The 21,689-nt window shown below is 69.2% G+C and carries 22 protein-coding genes; 8 read left to right on the forward strand and 14 right to left on the reverse strand.

The annotated features are described in order from the left end of the window. Positions 1 to 22: 22 nt before the first annotated feature. Positions 23 to 592 carry a F0F1 ATP synthase subunit delta gene (locus HNR51_RS19380; RefSeq protein ID WP_012453383.1) on the reverse strand — a complete coding sequence of 190 codons (570 nt, stop codon included), beginning with the start codon at positions 590 to 592 and terminating at the stop codon, positions 23 to 25. Positions 593 to 978: 386 nt separating this feature from the next. On the opposite strand from HNR51_RS19380, the gene HNR51_RS19385 reads away from it, so the two are divergent. Then, entirely contained in the window at positions 979 to 1,329 is a 351-nt protein-coding gene (locus HNR51_RS19385) for a hypothetical protein (protein ID WP_239681421.1), read from the forward strand. Positions 1,330 to 1,573: 244 nt separating this feature from the next. Here HNR51_RS19385 and hemH read toward each other — a convergent pair whose 3' ends face one another. Then, positions 1,574 to 2,644 (reverse strand): ferrochelatase, encoded by a 1,071-nt coding sequence (gene hemH, locus HNR51_RS19390; protein ID WP_152276364.1) that lies wholly within the window; start codon positions 2,642 to 2,644, stop codon positions 1,574 to 1,576. Between the two features lie 204 nt (positions 2,645 to 2,848). Here hemH and HNR51_RS19395 point away from each other — a divergent pair, with 204 nt between their 5' ends. The 3 genes from HNR51_RS19395 to HNR51_RS19405 are packed head-to-tail and all read left to right on the forward strand — an operon-like array spanning position 2,849 to position 6,114. Then, positions 2,849 to 3,835, forward strand: coding sequence for a class I SAM-dependent methyltransferase (locus HNR51_RS19395; protein ID WP_182556074.1), 987 nt, complete (start codon positions 2,849 to 2,851; stop codon positions 3,833 to 3,835). 7 nt (positions 3,836 to 3,842) lie between these two features. Next, complete coding sequence (locus HNR51_RS19400) at positions 3,843 to 5,396, forward strand: bifunctional metallophosphatase/5'-nucleotidase (protein ID WP_182556075.1); 1,554 nt, start codon at positions 3,843 to 3,845, stop codon at positions 5,394 to 5,396. 13 nt (positions 5,397 to 5,409) lie between these two features. Next, complete coding sequence (locus tag HNR51_RS19405) at positions 5,410 to 6,114, forward strand: uracil-DNA glycosylase (protein WP_182556076.1); 705 nt, start codon at positions 5,410 to 5,412, stop codon at positions 6,112 to 6,114. A gap of 643 nt (positions 6,115 to 6,757) precedes the next feature. Here HNR51_RS19405 and HNR51_RS19410 read toward each other — a convergent pair. The 3 genes from HNR51_RS19410 to HNR51_RS19420 all read right to left on the reverse strand — a co-directional run bounded on the left by HNR51_RS19410 (position 6,758) and on the right by HNR51_RS19420 (position 8,659). Beyond that, on the reverse strand, positions 6,758 to 7,132 hold the full coding sequence (locus tag HNR51_RS19410) for a response regulator (RefSeq protein ID WP_141950913.1): 375 nt from the start codon (positions 7,130 to 7,132) through the stop codon (positions 6,758 to 6,760). Between the two features lie 286 nt (positions 7,133 to 7,418). After that, positions 7,419 to 7,628 carry a hypothetical protein gene (locus HNR51_RS19415; RefSeq protein WP_012453391.1) on the reverse strand — a complete coding sequence of 70 codons (210 nt, stop codon included), beginning with the start codon at positions 7,626 to 7,628 and terminating at the stop codon, positions 7,419 to 7,421. Positions 7,629 to 7,756: 128 nt separating this feature from the next. Then, positions 7,757 to 8,659 (reverse strand): peptidylprolyl isomerase, encoded by a 903-nt coding sequence (locus tag HNR51_RS19420; RefSeq protein WP_182556077.1) that lies wholly within the window; start codon positions 8,657 to 8,659, stop codon positions 7,757 to 7,759. Between the two features lie 295 nt (positions 8,660 to 8,954). On the opposite strand from HNR51_RS19420, the gene secA reads away from it, so the two are divergent. After that, entirely contained in the window at positions 8,955 to 11,867 is a 2,913-nt protein-coding gene (secA, locus tag HNR51_RS19425) for a preprotein translocase subunit SecA (RefSeq protein WP_012453393.1), read from the forward strand. A 10-nt stretch (positions 11,868 to 11,877) separates the two neighbouring features. After that, positions 11,878 to 12,288, forward strand: coding sequence for a GNAT family N-acetyltransferase (locus tag HNR51_RS19430; protein ID WP_182556078.1), 411 nt, complete (start codon positions 11,878 to 11,880; stop codon positions 12,286 to 12,288). A 4-nt stretch (positions 12,289 to 12,292) separates the two neighbouring features. Here the strand turns inward: HNR51_RS19430 and ampC are convergent, their stop codons facing one another. Then, positions 12,293 to 13,459 carry a class C beta-lactamase gene (gene ampC, locus HNR51_RS19435; protein ID WP_182556201.1) on the reverse strand — a complete coding sequence of 389 codons (1,167 nt, stop codon included), beginning with the start codon at positions 13,457 to 13,459 and terminating at the stop codon, positions 12,293 to 12,295. A 100-nt stretch (positions 13,460 to 13,559) separates the two neighbouring features. On the opposite strand from ampC, the gene HNR51_RS19440 reads away from it, so the two are divergent. Next, on the forward strand, positions 13,560 to 14,333 hold the full coding sequence (locus tag HNR51_RS19440; RefSeq protein WP_239681423.1) for a 4'-phosphopantetheinyl transferase family protein: 774 nt from the start codon (positions 13,560 to 13,562) through the stop codon (positions 14,331 to 14,333). A gap of 63 nt (positions 14,334 to 14,396) precedes the next feature. Continuing rightward, positions 14,397 to 14,843 (forward strand): NUDIX hydrolase, encoded by a 447-nt coding sequence (locus tag HNR51_RS19445; protein ID WP_182556080.1) that lies wholly within the window; start codon positions 14,397 to 14,399, stop codon positions 14,841 to 14,843. Between the two features lie 4 nt (positions 14,844 to 14,847). Here the strand turns inward: HNR51_RS19445 and HNR51_RS19450 are convergent, their stop codons facing one another. The 8 genes from HNR51_RS19450 to HNR51_RS19485 all read right to left on the reverse strand — a co-directional run bounded on the left by HNR51_RS19450 (position 14,848) and on the right by HNR51_RS19485 (position 21,676). Next, positions 14,848 to 16,125, reverse strand: coding sequence for an extracellular catalytic domain type 1 short-chain-length polyhydroxyalkanoate depolymerase (locus HNR51_RS19450; protein WP_012453398.1), 1,278 nt, complete (start codon positions 16,123 to 16,125; stop codon positions 14,848 to 14,850). Between the two features lie 93 nt (positions 16,126 to 16,218). After that, positions 16,219 to 16,668 carry a CopG family transcriptional regulator gene (locus tag HNR51_RS19455; RefSeq protein WP_012453399.1) on the reverse strand — a complete coding sequence of 150 codons (450 nt, stop codon included), beginning with the start codon at positions 16,666 to 16,668 and terminating at the stop codon, positions 16,219 to 16,221. Positions 16,669 to 16,924: 256 nt separating this feature from the next. Then, the gene (gene dnaQ / locus HNR51_RS19460) at positions 16,925 to 17,635 is read right to left on the reverse strand and encodes a DNA polymerase III subunit epsilon (RefSeq protein ID WP_182556081.1); all 711 of its coding nucleotides are present in this window, start codon (positions 17,633 to 17,635) and stop codon (positions 16,925 to 16,927) included. Positions 17,636 to 17,961: 326 nt separating this feature from the next. Further along, the gene (locus tag HNR51_RS19465; protein WP_182556082.1) at positions 17,962 to 18,189 is read right to left on the reverse strand and encodes a type II toxin-antitoxin system HicB family antitoxin; all 228 of its coding nucleotides are present in this window, start codon (positions 18,187 to 18,189) and stop codon (positions 17,962 to 17,964) included. Positions 18,190 to 18,561: 372 nt separating this feature from the next. After that, complete coding sequence (gene coaE / locus HNR51_RS19470) at positions 18,562 to 19,191, reverse strand: dephospho-CoA kinase (protein WP_182556083.1); 630 nt, start codon at positions 19,189 to 19,191, stop codon at positions 18,562 to 18,564. Beyond that, positions 19,188 to 20,024, reverse strand: a complete 837-nt coding sequence (locus HNR51_RS19475; RefSeq protein ID WP_141950926.1) for a shikimate dehydrogenase — start codon at positions 20,022 to 20,024, stop codon at positions 19,188 to 19,190. The genes coaE and HNR51_RS19475 overlap by 4 nt, the downstream gene beginning before the upstream one ends. A gap of 28 nt (positions 20,025 to 20,052) precedes the next feature. Next, positions 20,053 to 21,048, reverse strand: coding sequence for a cation diffusion facilitator family transporter (locus HNR51_RS19480; protein ID WP_182556084.1), 996 nt, complete (start codon positions 21,046 to 21,048; stop codon positions 20,053 to 20,055). A 13-nt stretch (positions 21,049 to 21,061) separates the two neighbouring features. Then, the gene (locus tag HNR51_RS19485) at positions 21,062 to 21,676 is read right to left on the reverse strand and encodes a Maf family protein (protein ID WP_182556085.1); all 615 of its coding nucleotides are present in this window, start codon (positions 21,674 to 21,676) and stop codon (positions 21,062 to 21,064) included. Positions 21,677 to 21,689: the final 13 nt, after the last annotated feature.

A 21,689-nucleotide genomic window follows, 5' to 3' on the forward strand; every position in this document is an offset into this window, starting at 1 on the left:
GGTCGCGAGGGGTTAAGGCCCCTCAGCGGGCTTCCCGCATGGCGAGACGGATGCTGTTGAGCTTGGTCCGGAGCGAGGCATCGACCATGCGCGAGCCCATCTTGACGACGATGCCGCCGATCAGGCTCGGGTCGATGTGGAGGTCGATATCGACCTCGCTCTTGGCGACGTCGCGCAGCGAGGCCTTGATGTCCTCGATGACCGCGTCGGAGGGCTTTTCCGCGACGCGGACCTCGGCGCGGACGATGCCCTTGGCCTCGCGCACCTTCTCGCGATAGGCGCGGATCATGTCCGGCAGGGCGAAGAGGCGGCGGTTGGCGGCCGAGAGCTTGATGAAGTTGGCAGCCAGCCCCGAGATGCCGGCGCGGTCGAGCAGGGCGCCGACGGCGGCCGTCTGCTCCTCGGCCGAGAAGGCCGGGCTCTTCACGAGGCGGCGCAGGTCGGCGCTCTCGCGATACAGCGCGTCGAACGCATCGAGGTTCTTCGCAACGTCGTCGACCTGACCCTCGTCGCGGGCCAGCTCGTACAGGGCCAACGCGTAGCGGCCCGCCACACCGGCCAACAGGGGACCCTCGGAACCGTTCTGCGCCACCCGTCGCTCTCTCTTATCCTTGCCCGCCGGCCCCTCAAGCTCGAACTCGCCTGGTAACGGCGACGGCGTGAGACCCGTGGGGATTGGAATTGCACCGGGCACGGAAGGCCTTGATCGGTCTCCCCGCGGCGCGGCTGTCGCCTAGCATGCGTTCCGAGGGGGCGCAAGGCAACGTTAGGGCGATGGTTGAGCGCTTCGAGGGCATGGCGGACCGCAGGACCAAAACCGCTTGCGGCGTGTGCGCCTCATACTTTCCCGCATAAGTTGATCTTCTTCGCTGGACGGTGCAGCGATGCTCTGCTGGCCGGAGACGGATTTGGGCCCGAATGAGCAAACGCCGCGGGATCCGCCTCGTCGATCTGTCGCTCGGTCCGATCCCGGCCGAGGTGATCAACCTCACGCTCGGCCTTGATCTCGATCCGGGCCCGGTCATTCTGAGCCGGAACGCGCAGAAGCACGCCCTCTCATCCCATCCGGTCGAGTATCCGCCGTGCCTGCCCCACGTCGCCGCGGTGGTCGCGGATCCGCTCAACCTCGGCGACGATTTCAAGAATGGCGGGAAGATCGAGATGATCGGCCGGGTTCCGGCGCTCGGGTCGTTTCTCCTCGTCGCCGTCACGATCGAGCGGGACCCTGCCGGCCGCTACAACGTGTGCAGCTTCTATCCGATCAGCGAGAAGAAGATTCAGCCGCGGCGGGCGCGCGGCTACCTACGCGTCGCGGTTTCAAGGCGTTGAAACGACAGAGGCTCCGGTTTCCCGGAGCCCCTGCGAGGTCGTACAGATCACGAAACGTTGCCGGGATGCCCAAATCCGGATCTCTTCACACCGACCGCATGGCATGCCGTGCAGCCGGTGCTACTTTGCCCCCGCATTGAGCGTGGGCGCGTGAGGAGGCCGTTCTCACCTCAAATCTCGTGCTCTGCGCGCATCAAGATATGCATGCGGCCCCTGGTTTCGCAAAGGCGTGCTCCGCGCCCTGTCAGATCCAGCCCTGCAATTCCCGCCGCACCACGTGCTCGATCACCCGCATGCCGAGATCCGAGTCGTTGAGGCAGGGAATGAAGGCATATTTCTCGCCGCCGTTCTCCTCGAAATAGTGGCGGTTCTCGCCGTCGAGTTCCTCCAGCGTCTCCAGGCAGTCGGCGGTGAAGCCCGGCGCCACGATCGCCATGCGCTTCACGCCGGACTTGGCGAGCGCCTGCACCGTCTCGTCGGTATAGGGCTTGAGCCATTCCTCGTTGCCGAAGCGCGACTGGAAGGTCACCCGCATCTGCTCGGGGGTGTAGCCCATCGCCTCGCGGATCAGCCGGCCGGTCTTGAGGCATTGGCAATGATAGGGGTCGCCCTTGAGAAGGTAGCTCTTGGGCACGCCGTGGAACGAGGTGAGGATCACCTCCGGCTCGAAGTCGAGCTTGGCCAGCCCCTCGCGGATCGAATCCGCCATGGCCTCGATGTAGACGGGATCGTCGTGGTAGGGCGGCGAGACCCGCACCGTCGGCTGCCAGCGCATCTGCATCAGGGCCTTGAAGGCCTGGTCGCAGGCGGTGGCCGAGGTCGCCGCCGCGTATTGGGGATAGAGCGGCACCAGCAAGATGCGGTCGCAGCCCTGGTCGAGCAGCGCCTGGATGCGCAGGCTCACCTCGGGCTTGCCGTAGCGCATCGCCCAATCGACCACGACGGAATCACCCATGGCCGCCTGCAGCTTCTCGCACTGGCCGCGGGTGATGGTCTTGAGCGGTCCCTCGTCGCGCTCGTTGTTCCAGATGCTGGCGTAGTCGCGGCCCTTCGGCCCCGGGCGCTTGGTCAGGATGATGAGGTTCAGGAGCGGCCACCAGATCAGCCGTGGCACCTCGATCACCCGGCGGTCGGAGAGGAACTCCTTGAGATAGCGGCGCATCGGCCAGTAGCTCGTGCCCTCGGGCGTGCCGAGATTCATCAGGAGCACGCCGACGCGGCCGGTCCTCACCGCCGGATGGTCGGGCGGCAGGGTGGTGGGCGCGACCCGAACGGGATTGCGCAGGAGGGTGTCGGGTTCGACGCGTTCGTTCATCGGGTTTCCGGTCACGGGCGTCCCGCCTTCCTCAACGCGGCCTCTAAGCGGCAAGCGATCCGGTTGTGCGGGCCGGCCGTTCGATCTAGAGCAGGCGGCTTTCCAAGGCCAAGACCCTCCCGGACGCGAAGACTTTCGCGGGAGGGTCCGGCCTGTATCTTGCGCAAACCCTTTGCCCGAAATCGCTCCGGAGGCCAGCGCGACATGCCGTCCCCCCGCTACTTCCTGAAGCACTTCGTGCCGTTCACCGGCTACCCCTACGAGGGGGCGCCGGCGGCGTGCAACCTGTGCGGATGCCGCGACGCCGTCACCGTGGCCGAGACCGACCGGCGGCTCAAGACCCTGCGCTCGATCGCCTGCACCCAGTGCGGCCTGATCCGCACCGATCCGATGCCGACGCCGGACGAATTGGCCGAGTACTACGCGACCGCCTACCGGGCCGATTACCAGCTCGCCTTCGCCGGCGGCCCGCCGCGCCACCACCTCAACCGCTCCGCCCGCGAGGCGAAGTTCCGGGCCGACCTGCTGGCGCCCAAGCTCAAGGCCGGGGCGCAGTTGCTCGATTTCGGCTCGGGGTCGGGCGAGTTCCTCGCGGAGGCCAAGCGGCGCGGCTGCGACGTGATCGGCGTCGAGCCGGGACGCGACTACGCCACCTATGCCCGTGACCACCACGGCGTCGAGGTGCTCGACGAGGCCGAGGATCCGAACCGCTTCCCCGCTGGGCATTTCGACGTGATCTCCACGCACCACGTGCTGGAGCACCTGCGCAACCCGGCCGAGACGATGGAGCGGCTCGCCCGCTGGCTGAAGCCCGACGGCATCCTCTACGCCGCGGTGCCGAACATGGCCGCCACCGGCAAGCCGCCGCACGAGCGCTTCCACTTCGCCCATGTCCACGGCTACGTGCGCGAGACCTTCGACCTGCTCGCGCGCCGCGCCGGCCTCGTGCCGCACACCGAGTATTGGCGCGAGGACACCACGGTGGTCTACCGCAAGACCGACGCGCCCGCCGTGCCGCTGAAGAATCCCGGCCTCGCCGACCGGCTCGCGGTCGATCTGAAGCCGATGTCGGCGGGGCTCTACTTCGCCTCCGGCGCCTGGATCTGGCCGGCCCTGCGGCGCAATGCCAAGGCGGTGCGGGACGGGATGGCCAAGGACGGAATGGCCAAGGACGGGAACGCCAAACGCTGAGCCGGTGATGCGGCCCACCCGCCGGCAGACCGTCGCCGGGATCGGCACCGGGCTTCTTGGCGCGGGTCTTCTCGCGGCCGGGACCGGCACGGCGCTCGCCGGCACGCCGACCTTCACGCTCCTCCTCGTCAACGACATCTACGCGATGGACGAGGCGGAGGGGCGCGGCGGCTTTCCCCGGCTCAACGCGGTGGTGAAGGCCGAGCGCGCCCGCGGCGTGCCGCTGCTCTACGCCCATGCCGGCGACTGCTTCTCGCCCTCGCTGATGTCGGGCTTCGACCGGGGCGCGCATATCGTCGAACTCCTGAATCTGGCGCCGCCCGACGTGTTCGTGCCGGGCAACCACGAGTTCGACTTCGGCCCGGCGGTGTTCGCCGAGCGCCGGAGCGAGGCCCGCTTCCCCTTCCTCGCCGCCAATCTGCGAGGGGCCGACGGCCAAAAACTTCCCGGCATCGAGGATGCGCGGCTGATCGAGCTCGGCGGCATCCGCGTCGGCCTCGTCGGCATCGCCCTGCAGTCGACCCCGGAGAAGTCGCAGTCCGGTGACTTGCGCTTCGGCCCCGAGATCGAGACCCTGGCCCGCGAGGCGGAAAGCCTTCGCAAGGCCGGCGCGCAGATGATCGTCGGCGTGGCCCATACGGCGCGGCCGACCGACGACGCGATCGTGCGTCAGCGCGTGGTCGACATCCTGCTCTCGGGCCACGACCACGATCTCTGCATACGCGACGACGGGCAGGCGGTTCTGGTCGAATCGAGCCACGACGCCCACTACGTCACGGCGGTCGATGTCTTCGTCACGGCGAAAGCCGACGGTTCGGTGCGCTGGCGCGCCGCCTTCCGCATCCACGATACCGCGGAGGTGACCCCCGACCCCGAAACAGCGGCCGTGGTGCGCCGGCTGGAAGGCGAGCTGTCTCGCGAACTCGACGTCGTGATCGGCACGACGCAGGCGCCTCTCGACAGCCGGATCGCTACGGTGCGGGCGCGGGAATCGAGCTTCGGCGACCTCGTCGCCGACGCGGTGCGGGCGGGCACGGGCGCCGAGATCGGCCTGATGAACGGCGGCGGCATCCGCGGCGACCGGCTCTATCCGGCCGGCGCCCACCTGACCCGGCGCGACATCCTGAGCGAACTGCCCTTCGGCAACACCACCGTGCTCGTGGCGATCGACGGGGCGACCCTGCGCGAGGCGCTGGAGAACGGCTATCGCGATCTCGGCCGAACGTCCGGCCGGTTCCTGCAGGTCTCCGGCATCGACGTGACCCTCGACCCGAACGCCGCACCGGGCCGGCGCGTCGTGTCGGCGACGGTCGGCGGCGCGGCGCTCGACGATGCCCGCGCCTACCGGGTGGCGGCCAACGACTTCATGCTGCGCGGCGGCAACGATTACGGGATGCTGGCTCGGGGCCGCGTCCTGATCGGCGGCACCGACGGCCGACTGCTCGCCAACGAGGTGATGGCCTATATCCGCGCCCGCACGCCGCTTCCGGCCGAAGCCGGCGGCCGGATCCGGGTGCTGCCATCAGGGCCGCCATCGGGGCCGCCATCGGGGCCGCAATGAGAGGGGACTTCGCGTGACCGGACCCGTCGAGGCCGCCCTCAAGGCGTTCCGCGCCACCGGCTCCCCCTGGCTCGACCTGCCCTTCTTTCGGGAGGGCGCGGCGGACAGGGTCGCGAAAAAGGTCGACGACCGCGTCGCGGCCGGGGCGACGGTGCTGCCGGAGCCCCCGGCGATCTTCCGGGCGCTGACGCTGACGCCTCTGCCCGCGGTGAAGGCGGTGATCCTCGGCCAGGACCCCTACCCGACACCGGGCGACGCCAACGGGCTCGCCTTCTCCTATGTCGGCCCGCGCCGCCTGCCGGCCTCGCTCAAGGTGATCCTGGCCGAACGCGCTCCCGAAGGCGGTCGACCCGATCTCTCCACCGGCGACCTGACGCCCTGGGCCGAGCGCGGGGTACTGCTCCTCAATACGGCGCTCACCGTGGAGGCGGGCAAGGCCGGCGCGCATCTGCGGCTCGGCTGGGCGCAACTCACCGACGAGGCGGTGGCCGCCGTCTCCGCCCGCGACGCACCGGCGGTGTTCCTGCTTTGGGGCGCCCAGGCCCGCGCCCGCGAGGCGCTGATCGACACGCGCCGCCACGGCATCGTCGCCACGGGCCATCCCTCGCCGCTCAACCGCGCCCGGGACTTTCCGGGTTCACGCCCGTTCGACCGGGCGAATGCGTGGCTCGAGGCGCATGGCCGCGCGCCGATCGACTGGCGGCTCCGCGAGGATTGAAACGGAAGAACACGGACGAGGCGATCGGACCGCTTCGGCCCCATCCCGACCCGGTCCGACAGCGGCAGAACGGCCTGTTTCGGGGGGCGTGAGCCTGGAGGCTGAAGGGAGACCGGTTTGATGAGGCCGCTTCCAGCCTGGAAACCAAGGCGTGCGCTACTCGGATCCCATCGCGAAAATCGCGATGCCGGTGAACGCCAATCCGAGCCATACGAGGCCGGAATGCCGGTCCTGGGGAGACAGGAACATCGCACCCAACGCCAGTCCGACCATTAGCATTAATTCGCCCATGCTGCCGGCTCCAGTCGTTCAACCGAGCGTATTTATGAGTAATAATGCATGCAGACGGACGATAAAAGCAAGGCGCCCTCGCCGATGCGAGGACGCCTCGAGTCGGTTCCCAGGTCTCAGGATAGGAACTGAAGCGCTAATACCATCAGATGATCTTCGGCAGATGTAGCAACAAGATCACAACACGAATGAGCACCCTGTCTTAATCCTGTCATTGAGCCGGGCCACGCAAATTATGTTGCCGGCTCGCAAGACGAGCGCGTACGGACCGCCCGACGGCTGTTCCGACAGGCGGATGCAGCGAAGCTGCTCTTGCCCCTGGGGCGGAGCCCCACAAGCGGGCAGGAGCCACTCAGGCCGCGTGCGCGATGGCGCTGACAAGCTGGCGCTGGCCGTACGGTTTCTGAACGAACTGCCCGTCGTCGGGGAGCTGGTCGCTCGTGAGACCCTGCCGACCCGAGGTCACCACCAAGCGGATATGCGGCCAGCGTTCCGCAACGTGCGTGGCCAAACCCAGACCGTCCATCGTCCCGGGCATGTTCACGTCGGTGAAGAGGACGCCGATATCGGCGCGGCTCTCGAGGATGGACACGGCCTCCTCGGCCGTGGCGGCTTCCAGCACCACGAATCCCTCGTCCTCCAGGAAATCGACCGCGAGCATGCGCAGGAGTGCTTCGTCTTCGACGATGAGCACGACGGGAGAAAAAGCGGGCGGATGCGGGCTCATGGCCACCTAACTTTTGTTGCCATGGCCCAGTTTCGGCCTCCGCAGCATCGTGACGGCGCGGGTGCGGCGGCGTCGCAGCCTGCCGACGATGGTTCCTGCGGAGGGCGTTCCTCGCACCAGCATCGCCCCTCCCCTGCGCGCCCGCAGGCTCCTTCACCCGGCGGCGTCGATCGGAGGTCGCCGCGAGGAGAGCCGATCGATCGTCTGAAGACCCGTCGTCAAAAACGAAACCGCCCCCGGCCGGTGGGCGCGGGAGCGGTTCTGATCGGATGGGGTGAGGACGAGATCAGGCGGCGATCTTGGTCGCGGCGGCCACGCTGTTCTCGTTGGCCAGCGTGACGGTCGCGGCCGGAGCGCGGCCGAGGGTCTGGACGCTGGTCAGTTCGCCGGCGGAGGCATGCACGCCGCTCTCGGGGCCGAAGCGCTCGGCCAGAAACACGACGAGAGTCACGTTGGCGATGGCGGCGGCGAGGATGACGAGAGCGAGGGCGATCATGGCGGGCAGGTCCGTTGGTGCGTTGCGATAAAGTCTATATCGCACTGCACCTTGGAATCTGGTATACCAGATACCGAAGCTCCGATATGCGGCCGACGCATGGTGACGCGTCGGCTCGCCGTCAGCCCCTACGGCTTCTTCGTATCGGCACCCGCAGGTGCCGTGCTGCTGCCGGAGCGCTCGACCTTGGCGGCCTCGCGCAGCTTGACGATGGTGTCCTGCTGCGCCTTGCGGGTGAGGTACTGGTCGATCTGCTCCTTCATCTCGTCGAAGGTCGGCACCGGCTTCGTCCGCTTCTCCTCGACGCGCAGCACGTGCCAGCCGAACTGCGTCTTGACCGGGTCGGAGACCTGACCCGGCGTCATCTTGAAGGCGGCGTCGGCGAAGGGCTTCACCATCCGCTCCTGGGTGAACCAGCCGAGATCGCCCCCTTCGGTCTTGGAGCCCGGGTCCTTCGAGACCTCGGCGGCGATCTTGGCGAAGTCCTCGCCGCCCTTGATGCGCGCGGCGATCTTCTTGGCCTCGTCCTCGCTCTCCACGAGGATGTGGCGGGCATGCACCTCCTCCTCGGGCTTCATCGACTTCACGGTCTGCTCGTAGAGCGCCTTGGCCGCCTCGGGCGTCACCGCCTTCTTGGCCTCGCGCTCGAGGTAGTCGTCGAGCAGGAGCTTGTCGCGGAAATAGGCGAGCTTACGCTTGAACTCGGGCGAGTCGCCGACCTTGGCGGCCTCGGCCGCCTGCGCGCCGACCTTGAGGTCGATCATGTAGTCCACGAGCAGGTTCTGCTTGGCGCCCTCGTCGACGCCGGGCAGCGACAGCGCCGGATCCTCGCCCGCGAGCGCGAGGTCGGCGGCGGTGATCGCCTGGCCGTTGACCCGGGCCACCACCGTCTCCGGCGGAACCGCCGCCGCGACGGGGGCCGGGGCGCTCGGCGTCTTCTGGCCGGCGGGCGCCTGTGCGAGGGCGGCGCCCGGCAAGGCGAGGATCAGCGCGAGGGCGCTCGCGCGCCGGAGGGAGAACGGAATCGGCATCGGAAGCGTCGTTCCTTGGCGTCGTCCCCGGCGACCCGGTCTTCTGATGTCCGGGCTGCTGACCGCGGGGCTCGTTGGATGCGGCGGGTGCCGCGACGAAAGCGCGTCACAGGTGGCCCGCCGTTCCGGCAAAGGCAAGCGTGGCCGATATCAAACGGCCGTTGGCCCGACCGTGTCGAACGGCTCCTGCACTACCGGATGCGCCTGCGGATATTTACCTCTATAAGCCCGCCCCATGCAGGCCGGCGGCACCTGACAATGCCGCCCGCGACGACCTCACGACCGCAGGTTCACGATGCTCGGTGCCCTCGCCAAGAAGATTTTCGGCTCGTCCAACGACCGCCGCGTCAAGGGTTTTCGCCCTCGCGTCGCGGCCATCAATGCGCTCGAACCGGAAATCAGCGCGCTGTCCGACGAGCAGCTGCGTGCCCGCACGCAAGCCTTCCGCGATCAGCTCGCCGCCGGCACCCGCCTCGACGACCTTCTCGTCCCCGCCTTCGCCACGGTGCGCGAGGCGGCCAAGCGCGTGCTCGGCCAGCGCCATTTCGACGTGCAGATGATCGGCGGCATGGTGCTGCACGAGAGCGGCATCTCGGAGATGAAGACCGGCGAGGGCAAGACCCTGGTGGCGACGCTGCCGGTCTACCTCAACGCGCTGGAGGGCAAGGGCGTCCACGTCGTCACCGTCAACGACTACCTCGCCTCGCGCGACGCGGAGTGGATGGGCCGGGTCTACCGCTTCCTGGGTCTCACCGTCGGCACCATCGTGCACGGGCTCGACGACGGGCAGCGCAAGGAGGCGTATGCCTGCGACATCACCTACGGCACCAACAACGAGTTCGGCTTCGACTATCTTCGCGACAACATGAAGTACGAGCTCTCGCAGATGACGCAGCGGGGGCACCACTTCGCCATCGTCGACGAGGTCGATTCGATCCTCATCGACGAGGCGCGCACGCCGCTCATCATCTCCGGCCCCGTCGATGACCGCTCGGAGCTCTACGTTGCGGTCGACGGGATCATGCCGCAATTGCTGCCCGAGCATTACGATCTCGACGAGAAGCAGCGCCAGGTCTCGCTGACGGAGGCCGGCAACGAGTTCATCGAGGAGGCCCTGCGCGAGGCCGGCATCCTCAAGGAGGGCGACCTCTACGACGCCCACAACGTCACCCTCGTCCACCACGTGAACCAGGCGCTGCGCGCCCACACTCTGTTCACGCTCGACAAGGACTACATCGTCAAGAACGACGAGGTCGTCATCATCGACGAGTTCACCGGCCGCATGATGCAGGGCCGGCGCTACTCGGAAGGCCTGCACCAAGCACTGGAGGCCAAGGAGCGGGTGACGATCCAGCCCGAGAACCAGACGCTGGCCTCGATCACCTTCCAGAACTACTTCCGCCTCTACAAGAAGCTCGCCGGCATGACGGGCACCGCCTCGACCGAGGCCGACGAGTTCGCCGAGATCTACAAGCTCGACGTGGTCGACATCCCGACCAACAAGGAGATCGAGCGCGTCGACGAGGACGACGAGGTCTACCGCACCGTCGAGGAGAAGTACGAGGCGATCATCAAGGAGATCGACAAGGCGCATAGCCGCCTGCAGCCGGTCCTGGTCGGCACCGGCTCGATCGAGAAGTCGGAGCTGATCGGCGAGCTGCTCAAGAAGGCCGGCTACACCCTGCTCGATTATTCCGACCCGAACGCGCTCACCGACGTCTACGCCGCCGCCCGCGAGAACCGGGTGACGAAGCGGTTTGCCGTGCTCAACGCCCGCTTCCACGAGCAGGAGGCCTACATCGTGGCGGAGGCCGGGGTGCCGGGCGCGATCACCATCGCCACCAACATGGCCGGCCGCGGCACCGACATCAAACTCGGCGGCAACCTCGAAATGCGCATCGAGAAGGAACTCGGGCATCTCGGCGAGGGGCCAGAGCGCGACGCCGCCATCGCGGCGCTGAAGGCCGAGATCGCCGAAAACCGCGCCAAGGTGCTGGCCTCGGGCGAGAAGGCCGATCCGGAGGCGGGCCGCAAGAAGGACCTGCCGGGCGGCCTCTACATCATCGGCACCGAGCGCCACGAGTCGCGGCGCATCGACAACCAGCTCCGCGGCCGCTCCGGCCGCCAGGGCGATCCGGGACGCTCGAAGTTCTACCTGTCCCTCAAGGACGACCTGATGCGCATCTTCGGGTCCGACCGCATGGACGGGATGCTGCAGCGCCTCGGCCTGGAGCAGGGCGAGGCGATCATCCACCCCTGGATCAACAAGGCGATCGAGAAGGCGCAGCAGAAGGTCGAAGCGCGCAACTTCGACATGCGCAAGAACGTGCTCAAATACGACAACGTCATGAACGACCAGCGCAAGGTCGTGTTCGAGCAGCGCCGCGACCTGATGGGCCAGGACAGCGTGCGCGAGACCGTCGACGAGATGCGCCACGGCGTGATCGACGACCTCGTGGCCGTGCACATCCCCGAGAATGCCTATGCCGAGCAGTGGGACGCGGAAGGGCTCAAAGCCCGCGCCCTCGACGTGCTCAACCTCGATCTTCCGGTCGAGGAATGGGTCAAGGAAGAGGGCATCGCCGACGAGGAGATCCGCGAGCGCCTGCGCAAGGCCTCCGACGAATCCTATGCCGCCCGCGTCGAGCGCAACGGCGCGGAGGTGATGGCCTATGTCGAGAAGCAGGTGGTGCTGCAGGTGTTCGACCACCTCTGGCGCGAGCACCTCGTCTCCCTCGACCATCTGCGGCAGGTGGTCGGCTGGCGCGGCTTCGCCCAGCGCGACCCGCTGAACGAGTACAAGTCGGAGGCGTTCGAGCTGTTCAACGGCCTCGTCACGGCGCTCCGCGAGCAGGTCACCGCCCAGCTCGCCCATGTCGAGATCATGCACCAGCAGCCGGAGGGTTTCGGCGAGGGCGGTTTCGAGGCGGCTGGTTTCGGCGAGCCGCAACTGCCGCCGATGTTCCCCGAGCACCGCGACCCGGCCACCGGCGAGAACGAGTTCGCCCTTGCCGGCTCGGGCAGCGAGGGGGGCGCGGGCGGTGCCTACGGCTTTGCCGCGCGCGACCTCTCGGCGGACACGGCCGTGCTGGAGCGCAAGCCGGACGACCCCTCCACCTGGGGCCGGGTCGGCCGCAACGAGCCCTGCCCCTGCGGCTCGGGCAAGAAGTACAAGCACTGCCACGGCCGTTTCGCCACCGAGGCGTGAGGCGTCCGGCGTGAGCGACCCGGTCGTCTACGGGCTGGAGCCGGATCTCGACGCGGAGGCCTTTCAGGGCATCCTCGTCGAATCCGGCCTCGCGCCGCGGCGGCCGGCCGAATATCTGGAGCGGCTCGACCGGATCCTGCGGGCCTCCGACCTGATCGTCACCGCCCGCCTCGGCGGGCGCCTCGTCGGTGTCGCGCGCACGCTGACCGACTTCGCCTTCTGCGCCTATCTCTCCGACCTCGCGGTCGCCCGCGACTGCCAGGGCCGCGGCATCGGCCGCCGGCTCATCGCCGAGACACGGGCGGCGGCTGGTCCCGAGACTTCCCTGCTGCTCACCGCCGCACCGGGCGTCGAGGGTTATTACGAGGCGATCGGCATGGCGCGGGTGCCGCACGCCTTCCGCACCGACCGGGAGCGCTGAGGCATCAGGGGGCTTCCGCCAGCACCTCCAGCACCGCGTGGGCTGCCGCGATACGCGCCGGGATCGGCACCGCGCGGTTGGCCAGCATGACGAGGCCGATGCGCTTGTCCGGCACGAAGGCGACGTAGGCGCCGAAGCCGTTGGTGGAGCCGGTCTTGTTGAAGAGTGTCGGCCCGCCCGGCGCCTGCGGCGGATCGAGCCGCGCGGCGGGTTGCGCCTCTAGCGTCATGGCCGGGGCATGGCCGGCCTGAAGACGCTCCAGCGAGACCGGGTAGGGGTATTGCTCCCAGCCAAGGCCCTGCACCATCGCGCCAACCCGAAAATACCCGACATGGGTGCCCTCGACCGCCTGCCGCAGCGGCGGCTCGAGGCGGCCGGGATCGAGATTGGCCTCGACGAAGCGGATCATGTCGGCGGCGCTGGATTTGACGCCGTAGGCCTCGGCATCGAGGACGCCCGGATTGACCCGGATCGGCCGGTCGCCCTTGCCGTAGCCCCAGGCATAGCGGTCCATCTCAGCCTCAGGGATACGGATGAAGGTGTTCCTCAGGCCGAGCTTCGGAAACAGCCGCGTTTCCATTAGGTCCGTGAAATTGCCGCCGAGCGCCGCCGCCGCCGCGGCTCCGAACAGGCCGAGGCTCGGATTGGAGTAGCGCCGCTGCGTGCCCGGCGGGGCGGAGGGCTGCCAGTCCCGGAACCAGGCGATCATCGCCGCCTCCTCGGCGACGTCGTCGGGAAATTGCAGCGGCAGGCCGCCGGCGGTGTAGGTGCCGAGTTCGAGCAGGCTGACGCGGTCGAGGGCGCTGCCCCGCAGCGACGGCAGGAACCGGCCCGGCGCATCCTCCAGCGAGAGCCGGCCGAGCGCCCGGGCATAGGCGGCGAGCGTCGCCGTGAACGTCTTGCTGACCGAGCCGATCTCGAACAGCGTGTCCTGCGTCACCGGACGCTGCCCCTCCCGGTCGGCGAGCCCGAAGGTGAAGACGGCGGATTGCCCGTCCCGCGTTACCGCGACGGCGAGGCCGGGCACGTCGTATTCCTTCAGGAGCGGGCGGTAGGCCCGCTCCACGGCCTCGGCGATCCGGGCGGAAGGAGCCTCGGCGGCGGCGGGCGGGCCGCTCGACAGGCCGCTCACGACGAGGGCGACGAGAGTGAGCTTTCGCCTTGCGGACAGGGCGCGTTTCCTTCTTGGCTCATGCCGGTGATGCGGGCGGGCGGCCATGACGGGTGAGGAAAGCGCCGAAAGCGCGGCAGGACCGGGGGCTATCCCGCTGGTGCGGAGCCTGCACCTCGGTCTCGACGCGCCGCGGACCGGCCCGCGGCAGGCCGTGCTCGCGCTGGCGAGCGCGCCGCTCGACTGGCTCGACGCGCATCGCGGCGGCTTCCTCCACGCGGACGAGGAGGTGCTCCTCACCGACCGCCTCCACGCCCGCCGCCGCCACGGCGTGCTGATCGGGCGCTACGCGGCCAAATGCGCACTCGCCGCGCTCCGGCCCGACCTCGACCCGCGTTCCCTGGCGATCCGGCCCGGCGTGCTGGAACAGCCGGTTCTGTCCGGTGGGAGCATCGACAATCTCGGCATCAGCCTGTCCCATGCCGGTCCGGTCGCGGTGGCGGTCGCCTTCCCCGAAGCCTGTCCGATGGGAATCGATCTGGAGCGGATCCGGCCGGCCAACGTCGCGCTGCTGACGCGCCAGACCACGGCGGCCGAGCGGCGAAACCTCGCCACCCGCCTCGACGCGCCGGAGGCTGAGCGGCTGACCCGGTTGTGGTGCCTGAAGGAAGCCCTCTCCAAGGCCCTGCGCTGCGGCCTCACCGTGCCGCTCGAACTTCTCGCCGTCGGCAGCGTCGAGGCGAGGCCACCGGGGTTCGGCGTCACCTTCGCGAATTTCGCGCAGTACCAGGGCCTGAGCCTCGCCGCCGGCGACCTCGCCGCTGCCCTCGTGCTGCCGCGCCCGCCGGCGGTGACGCTTGCGGTCGAGCCGGCGGAATGGGAGTCCTTCCGACAGGCTCTGGCCGATGCCGCGGCGCGGGAGCCGGGCGAATAGGATGCCGCGCCCGCCCTCGCCAACAGGCGAACCAGAGGGACGACAAGCAATGACGACGAAGCAATGACGACGTGGCGCCCGCCGCAAGCGATCCGCGTCAAGGTGATCGGACTGGCTTGGCGCGGGGACGCGCTGCTGGCCGTCGACGTCCTCGACGATCAGGGTCGGATCAAGGGCCTGCGTCCGCCGGGCGGCAGCGTCGCCTTCGGCGAGACCCGCGAGCAGGCCCTGGAACGGGAATTCCAGGAGGAGCTGGGCTGCGGCGTGACGATCGTCGCGCCCTGGACGGTGTTCGAGAACATCTATCGGCACGAAGGCGCGCTGGGCCACGAGATCGTGTTCGCCGCCGATATCCGCCTCCACGACGCGGCCCTCTACGACCGCAACGTGATCCGATTCTGCGAGGACGACGGCACGGCCTGCACCGCGCGCTGGCTCCGTCCGGACGCCCTGCCGGACGGCGCCGCCCTCTTCCCCGACGGGCTCGCGGCGGCGCTGGCTGCGCGCTGAGGGCTCAGCCCCGCCCGCCGGGCAGGCTGTGGCCGAGGAAGAAGTCGAGCATCGCCCGGGAGGCGTCCGGTCCGCTCGGGTCGGTGTAGCTGCCCTCCGGGCTGCCGCCCAACCACGCATGGCCCGCCCCCTGGACCGACCACGCCTCGACCTGCACCCGGCCCGTCTCGTCGGCGTAGCGGGTGCGGGTATAGCTGTGGCGGCCGCTGCTCCCGCGCTCCCGCCGCGGCGTCAGGGCGTCGATGCCGGCCTGCGCCAGCACGGCATCGGCGTTGCGAGGGTGGACGGTGCCGTCGCCCTCGCCGTGGAAGACGATGGTCGGCACCCGCAGGTTCTGCGTCACCGCGCCGGCGCCGAAGCCGGCGGCCCCGCCGGGCTCCGCCGCCCCCGGTGCGCCGACCCGCATCGCCGAGAGCGCCGAAGGCAAATCGCGGGCGCAGCCCGCGGCCAGCCCCGAATGGACGCCGAGGCCGGCGAACAGGTCGGGATAGGCCCGGGCGATGTTGGCCGCTGCCGCCCCGCCCGCCGAGAGCCCGGCGATGTAGATGCGAGAGCGGTCGATCGGATGCTCGGTGCAGATCGCGCGGACGAGCCCGGCGACGATGCCGGCCTCACCCATCTCCCGGCCCTGGTCGCCGGGCTCGAACCAGTTCCAGCACCTCTGCGCGTTGGCCCGGCTCGATTGGCGGGGATAGACGACGTAGATCCCCTCCTCCTCGGCGAGCGCGTTCATGCGCGTGCCCGCCGCGAAATCGTCCGGCGACTGCGTGCAGCCGTGCAGCATCACGAGGAGGGGGCGCGGCCCGCTGCGCGGGCTCGGGATGAACAGCTTGTAGTCCCGCGCGCCCGCCGCGTTGGAGAAGCTGCGCTCGACGAACTGGCCGCCTTCGGTCTCGACGCCCTCGGGTTCGAGGCCGCCGGGTTCGAGGCCGCTGGGCTTGGGCGCGTGGAGACCACCGCCCACCAGTCCGCGCAGGGAGGGGGCGAGCGTGCGCAGGCCCTGCATCATCTGGTCGATGTTCTCGCGCAGCCGCTCGGGGATCAGCGCCTCATGGCCCGTCGCCGCAGCCGCCTCCGTTCCGAGCCGGGCCGCCGGGCCTTCGAGCCGCGGGACCGCGTGCGGCCCCGCCGAGGCGTCGGCCGGCGGCGCGCCTTCGGGGGAGCGGCCCGGGACACCGAGCCTGCGCTGGATCAGGGCGGTCGCCTCTCCCAGCCGCCCGGACTGGGTCAGGCGGGTGGCTTCCGCCATGTCGGAGAGGAAGGCATTGTGACGGTCGGTCATGCGGGTCTCGCTTTCCGGGTCGGCGACGGGCGCGCGCGAGCGCAGCGGGTCACGAGGGGGAGGATCCCTCCGGCGTCGGAGGTTTCCGGGGGTTCAGAGCAGGCGGTCGGCCAGCGCCCGCTTCACGGCGGGGCTCGCCTGGAGGCTGCCGAGCACTTCGATCGAGGCGATCGCGGTGCTGGCGAGGTCGGGGGGAACGTCGTCGGCGATGACGGCGAGCCCGAGGACGCGGATGTCGAGCCGCGCCCCCGCCGCCCGCGCCGCCTCCAGCTCGGTCCGGCCGTAGCGGCGCAGGCCGACCTCGATGGGTTTGCGGGCGACCGACTGGCGGGTGATGTCGGCGTGCCGCTCGATCTGGTTGCGGACCGCCGTGCGGATGAAGTCGCTGCGGTTGGCGTAGACGCCCTCCGAGACGAGCAGATCGACATGGCCGAGATCGACGAAGCCGAGATTGACCGTGATCTTCTCGTGATCGGCGGGTCTGGGCCCGAACCGCATCGTGATCGGAGTCTGCGGCCGGGTCTCCGGCATCACGTCCATCATCGCGCCTATCCCTGCGCCGTCCATCGCGACACCATCCATCCCGACGCCATCCAGGGGGATGGCCATGAGGAAGGTATGGGAAGGCTCATGCTGCGCCGCAAGATGAAAGTTTTTGCATTGCAGCAATGGCGGTGTCGGGACGCAGGTGAGGGGCGGGCCGTCCCGCGGCGCGCCCTTCACCGGGCGCAGCGTGGCGTGTTGCCGAAGACGGCGTCCGGAGAAGGACTTAACGCCGTCTCCCGAAACGATCGTCAGCTCATGGCTCCAAGTATTCCCGCCAGACGGCGTTTGTTCCGAGGCTTTCGACAAAGCTGTCATGCCGCAGGCGCTCGCTCTCCGTGAGCCGGCTGCGCATCGGCCGCGGGCCGACCGGACCCGAATCGGCCGCGCTCTCGATCGCGATGGCCTCGGCCGGTTCGGCGATGCTGAGCCCCAGGCTGGTCTGCTTGCCGCCCAGCAGCTCGACATAGACCTCGGCCAGGATCTGCGCGTCGAGGAGCGCGCCATGCTTGACCCGGCGGGTGGTGTCGACGCCGTAGCGGTTGCACAGGGCATCGAGGTTGTTGGCCGCGCCCGGATGCTTGCGGCGGGCGAGCAGCAGGGTGTCGACGACATCCTCCAACGGAATCGCCTTCGGGGCGGCGGGCCCGAGCCGGGCGAACTCCATATTGAGGAAGCCGACGTCGAAGGGCGCGTTGTGGATCACCAGCCGCGCATCGCCGCAGAAGGCGACGAAGGCATCGACCACGTCGGCGAAGACCGGCTTGTCGGCGAGCATCGCGTCCGAGATGCCGTGGACCGCGAACGCCCCCTCGGACACCGCCCGCTGCGGGTTGATGAGCTGGTGGTAGAATTTTCCGGTCTGGACGTGGTTGATCAGCTCGACGCAGCCGATCTCGATCAGCCGGTCGCCGTTCTTGGCATCCGTGCCGGTGGTCTCGGTGTCGAGGACGATCTCGCGCAGCATGTTTTTGGGGTTCCGTGGCTGGCGGGCGGAGTGTGGTGGGCCATTCTGGCTGGAAAGCGTTACCGAGGCGGGCAAGTCGGCGCACCGCTTCTCAAAGCGCGACCCTACTCAGCCGTACCCGTGGCGGAACGACCATGATGAAAAAGCCTGATAAGTCCGAGCACGACTGGAGCCGGTTCGACGCCATGTCAGATAAGGCGCGGCACACGGCGGCACTGGCCGATCCCGATGCGCAACCTTTGACTCCGGAAGACATGCGACGGATGCCGCGCACGTCGCGGGAGTTGATCCGTCGTCGCGCGCTCGATCACACAGGTCCGACTCGATCAACCGACAGCGCGTAAGGGCGTGTGCGTGGGCTCCGGGATTCCGTGGCCAAGTTCGCGCGCCATCTCGATCCAGGCATCGATCGCCTCGCGCACGTTCCGAAGCGCTTCCTCCGGGGTCTCGCCATCGGACATGCATCCGGGGAGATCGGGCACCGTGGCAGCAAATCCGCCACCGTCGTCAGCTGTGAGAGGCGTGATCACGACCGGATAGGTGAGTTCGTCCATGGAGCGTCTCTAACTCTGTCGATGAACCGAACGAGGTCGCGGATGTAGATGGGTTTGATGGGTCTCTTCGCCGGAATGGTCAACTTCTCGCGCTGCGTCGGGTGAGCAATCCCGAAATGTGAGCCGCCGCCACGAGCAGGACGGCACTCGATGCCAAACTCCGAGCAAATCGCTTTGACGTCCGAGATGGTCCACCCGGCCTTCGGATTGGCCCGCATCGCCTCAAGGCGCTTCGACATGGCGAATCATCTCCCAAAAAATTGGAGATGATTTTTGCAAATCAGCCTTAAGAAACCCTTTAATCGGCAGTTTGCACCAATCTAGTTAAGAGACTGTTAAATCGCTGCTACGCTTGGCGCGTGCTGAGGCCTCTCATGCGGAAGAAATGGCTTGGGTTGTCAATTCCTCGACGATCCGCCCCACCTCCGCTTCCGCGTGTTCGAACCCGCGGCTCGTGTCGATCACATAGTCTGCCCGTGGCCGCTTCTCGGCGTCCGGCATCTGCTTGGCGCGGATCGCCTCGAAGGCGTCCTCGGTCATGCCGGGGCGGGCGAGCACCCGGGCGCGCTGGATCTCGGGCGGGGCGGTGACGACGAGCACCGCGTCGCAGCGGGCGTCGGCGCCGGTCTCGAACAGGAGCGGGATGTCGAGGACGACGAGGGGCGCCCCGGCGTTGCGGGCGAGGAAGGCCCGGCTCTCGGCCTGGACCAGCGGGTGCACGATCGCCTCCAGCCGGGCGAGCTTTTCGGAATCCCCGAGCACCGCCGCGCGCAGCGCCGGGCGGTCGACGCCGCCCTCCGACGTCAGGCTGCCCGGAAAGGCCGCGCCGATCGCACGCGCCGCCGCGCCGCCCGGCCCGTAGAGGGCATGGACCGCCGCGTCCGAGTCGTGGACCGGCACGCCTCGGGCGGCGAACATCGCGGCGGTGGCCGACTTGCCCATGCCGATCGAGCCGGTGAGGCCGAGCACCAAGGGACGGCGGGGTTGATCGGTCGCACTCATCGCGCGACGAGATCCGCGACGATTTTCTCACGCAGTTCCGGCGTCACCTCGGGGCGCAGGCCGAACCACGCGAAGAAACCCGGCACCGCCTGGTGCAGCAGCATGCCGAGCCCGTCCACCGCCGCGAGCCCGCGCGCCCGCGCCGCGGCGAGCAGCGGTGTCTCCAGCGGCACGTAGACGATGTCGGCCACCGCCGCGCGTTCGGGAAGCGGCGCGAGGTCGAGCGCGAGCGGCGGGTGACCGGCCATGCCCAGCGAAGTCGTGTTGACGAGGAGCCCGGTCTCGGAGAGCGCCGCCGGCACCGCCTCCCAGGCGAGCGCCTCGACATGGCCGGGATCGAGTTCGGCGAGTGCCCGCGCCCGCTCGGGGCTGCGGTTGGCGACCCGGACCCGCATCCCCCGCTCCACCAGCCCGACGACGATGGCTCGCGCCGCGCCGCCCGCGCCGAGCACGAGGGCGGTCCCGCCGGTCCGCTCGGGCCAGCCTTCCCCGAGACTCTGGTCGAGATGGGCGATGAAGCCCGGCGCATCGGTGTTGTCGCCGCGCACCCGGCCGCCCTCGACGATCAGCGTGTTCACCGCCCCGATCTTTTTCGCGCGCTCCGTCAGGGAATCGGCGAGGCGGAAGGCCGCCTCCTTGTGCGGGATCGTGACGTTGCCGCCGGCGAATCCCGAGGCGGGCAGTGCGCGAAAGAACGCCGCGAAGTCGTCCGGCGCCACGTCGAGGCGCTCGTAGGTGCCGGCGAGCCCGTGCTCGGCGAGCCAGTGGCCGTGGATCAGCGGCGAGCGGGAATGCCGGATCGGGTGGCCGACGACGAAGGCCCTGGCTGTCATGAGGTCCTGCCGGGAAAGTCGAAAGAAATCACGCGACGCAGTCCTTCGCCAGCGTGCAGGCGGTCTCGCCCTCGATCTCGATCTGGAGCGTGGCGTGATGGATGCCGAATCGCGCGCGCAGCGTGTCCGCCGTGTCCTTGAGGAAGTGGCGGTCGGGAGCCCCGCCGGCCACCACGAGGTGCGCGGTGAGAGCGACTTCGGTGGTGCTCATCGACCAGATGTGCAGGTCGTGCAGCCCGCGCACGCCGGGGCGGGCGGCGAGATGGGCGCGCACCGCCTCCGGGTCGATGCCCGGCGGCACCGCCGCGAGCGACATCGCCACGCTGTCGCGCAGGAGCCCCCAGGTGGCGACGATGATGAGCACGGCGATGGCCAGACTCACCAGCGGGTCGATCCAGTCGAAGCCGGTGGCGAGGATGACGAGGCCGGCGAGCACCACGCCGACCGAGACCACTGCATCCGCCATCATGTGCAGGTAGGCGCCGCGGATGTTGATGTCACCCTGAGCGCCGGAGGCGAACAGCCACGCGGTGAAGCCGTTGATGAGGATGCCGATACCGGCCACGATCATCACCGTGGTGCCGGCGACCGGCGCGGGTTCGAGGAGGCGCTGCACCGCCTCGACGATGATGCCGCCGGTGGCGACCAGCAGCAGCACCGCGTTGAACAAGGCGGCCAGGATCGAGGAGCCGCGCAGGCCGTAGGTGAAGCGCGCCGTGGGCGCGCGCCTGACCAGCACCGCGGCGATCCAGGCGGCGACGAGCCCCAGCACGTCGGAGAGATTGTGGCCGGCATCGGCCACCAGCGCCATGGAGTTCGACAGCCAGCCGTAGAGCGCCTCGACGCCGACGAAGCCGAGATTCAGCGCGATGCCGATGGCGAAGGCCGGCCCGAAATTTTTCGGGGTGTGGACGTGCCCGGCTCCATGGGCATGCCCGAACCCATGAGAGTGGGAATGGGCGTGATCATGCCTGGCATGATCGTGGCCCTGCGCGTGATGGGTGTGACCGTGGTCGTCCTGCATCGTGCCCCCGTCGTCAGAACGCCAGCAGGCCCATGCCCCGCAGCCGGGCGAGGAGCGGCGTCAGCGGCAGGCCGAGGATCGTCGAGTGGTCGCCCTCGACCCGTTCGAACAGGTGGATGCCGAGCCCTTCGAGTTGGTAGGCGCCGACCGAGGTGGTGACCGCCGCACCCGCGAGCCGCAGATAGGCGTCGATCGCCGCCGCATCGAGGGGTCGCATAGTCAGCCGCGCGGTTTCGACGAAATCCTCGGCCGCACCGTCCCTCGTGATCGCCACCGCCGAATGCAGTTGGTGGGTCCGGCCCTGTAGCCGGGCGAGATGGGCGTGCGCGGCCGCGAGGTCGGCGGGCTTGTGGAACACGCGTCCCTCGCATTCGAGCACTTGGTCGGCGCCGATCACGACGCGGCCGGGATGGCGGGCCGCCACCTCTTCCGCCTTGGCCCGGGCGAGCCGGCGCGCCAGCTCCAGCGGGGCCAGGGCGCCGCCCTCGGCTTCGAGCGCGCGCTCGTCGATCCGCGCAGGAGCCGTCTCGACCGGCAGGCCCGCGCTCGCGAGGAGGTCGCGCCGGGTGGCGCTCGCCGAGGCGAGGAGGAGCGGCGCGGGTGCGCGCCAGAGAGCAGGGGCGTTCACGTCGAAGAAAATC

The sequence above is a fragment of the Methylorubrum thiocyanatum genome, assembly GCA_014138645.1.
Classification (GTDB): Bacteria; Pseudomonadota; Alphaproteobacteria; order Rhizobiales; family Beijerinckiaceae; genus Methylobacterium; species Methylobacterium thiocyanatum.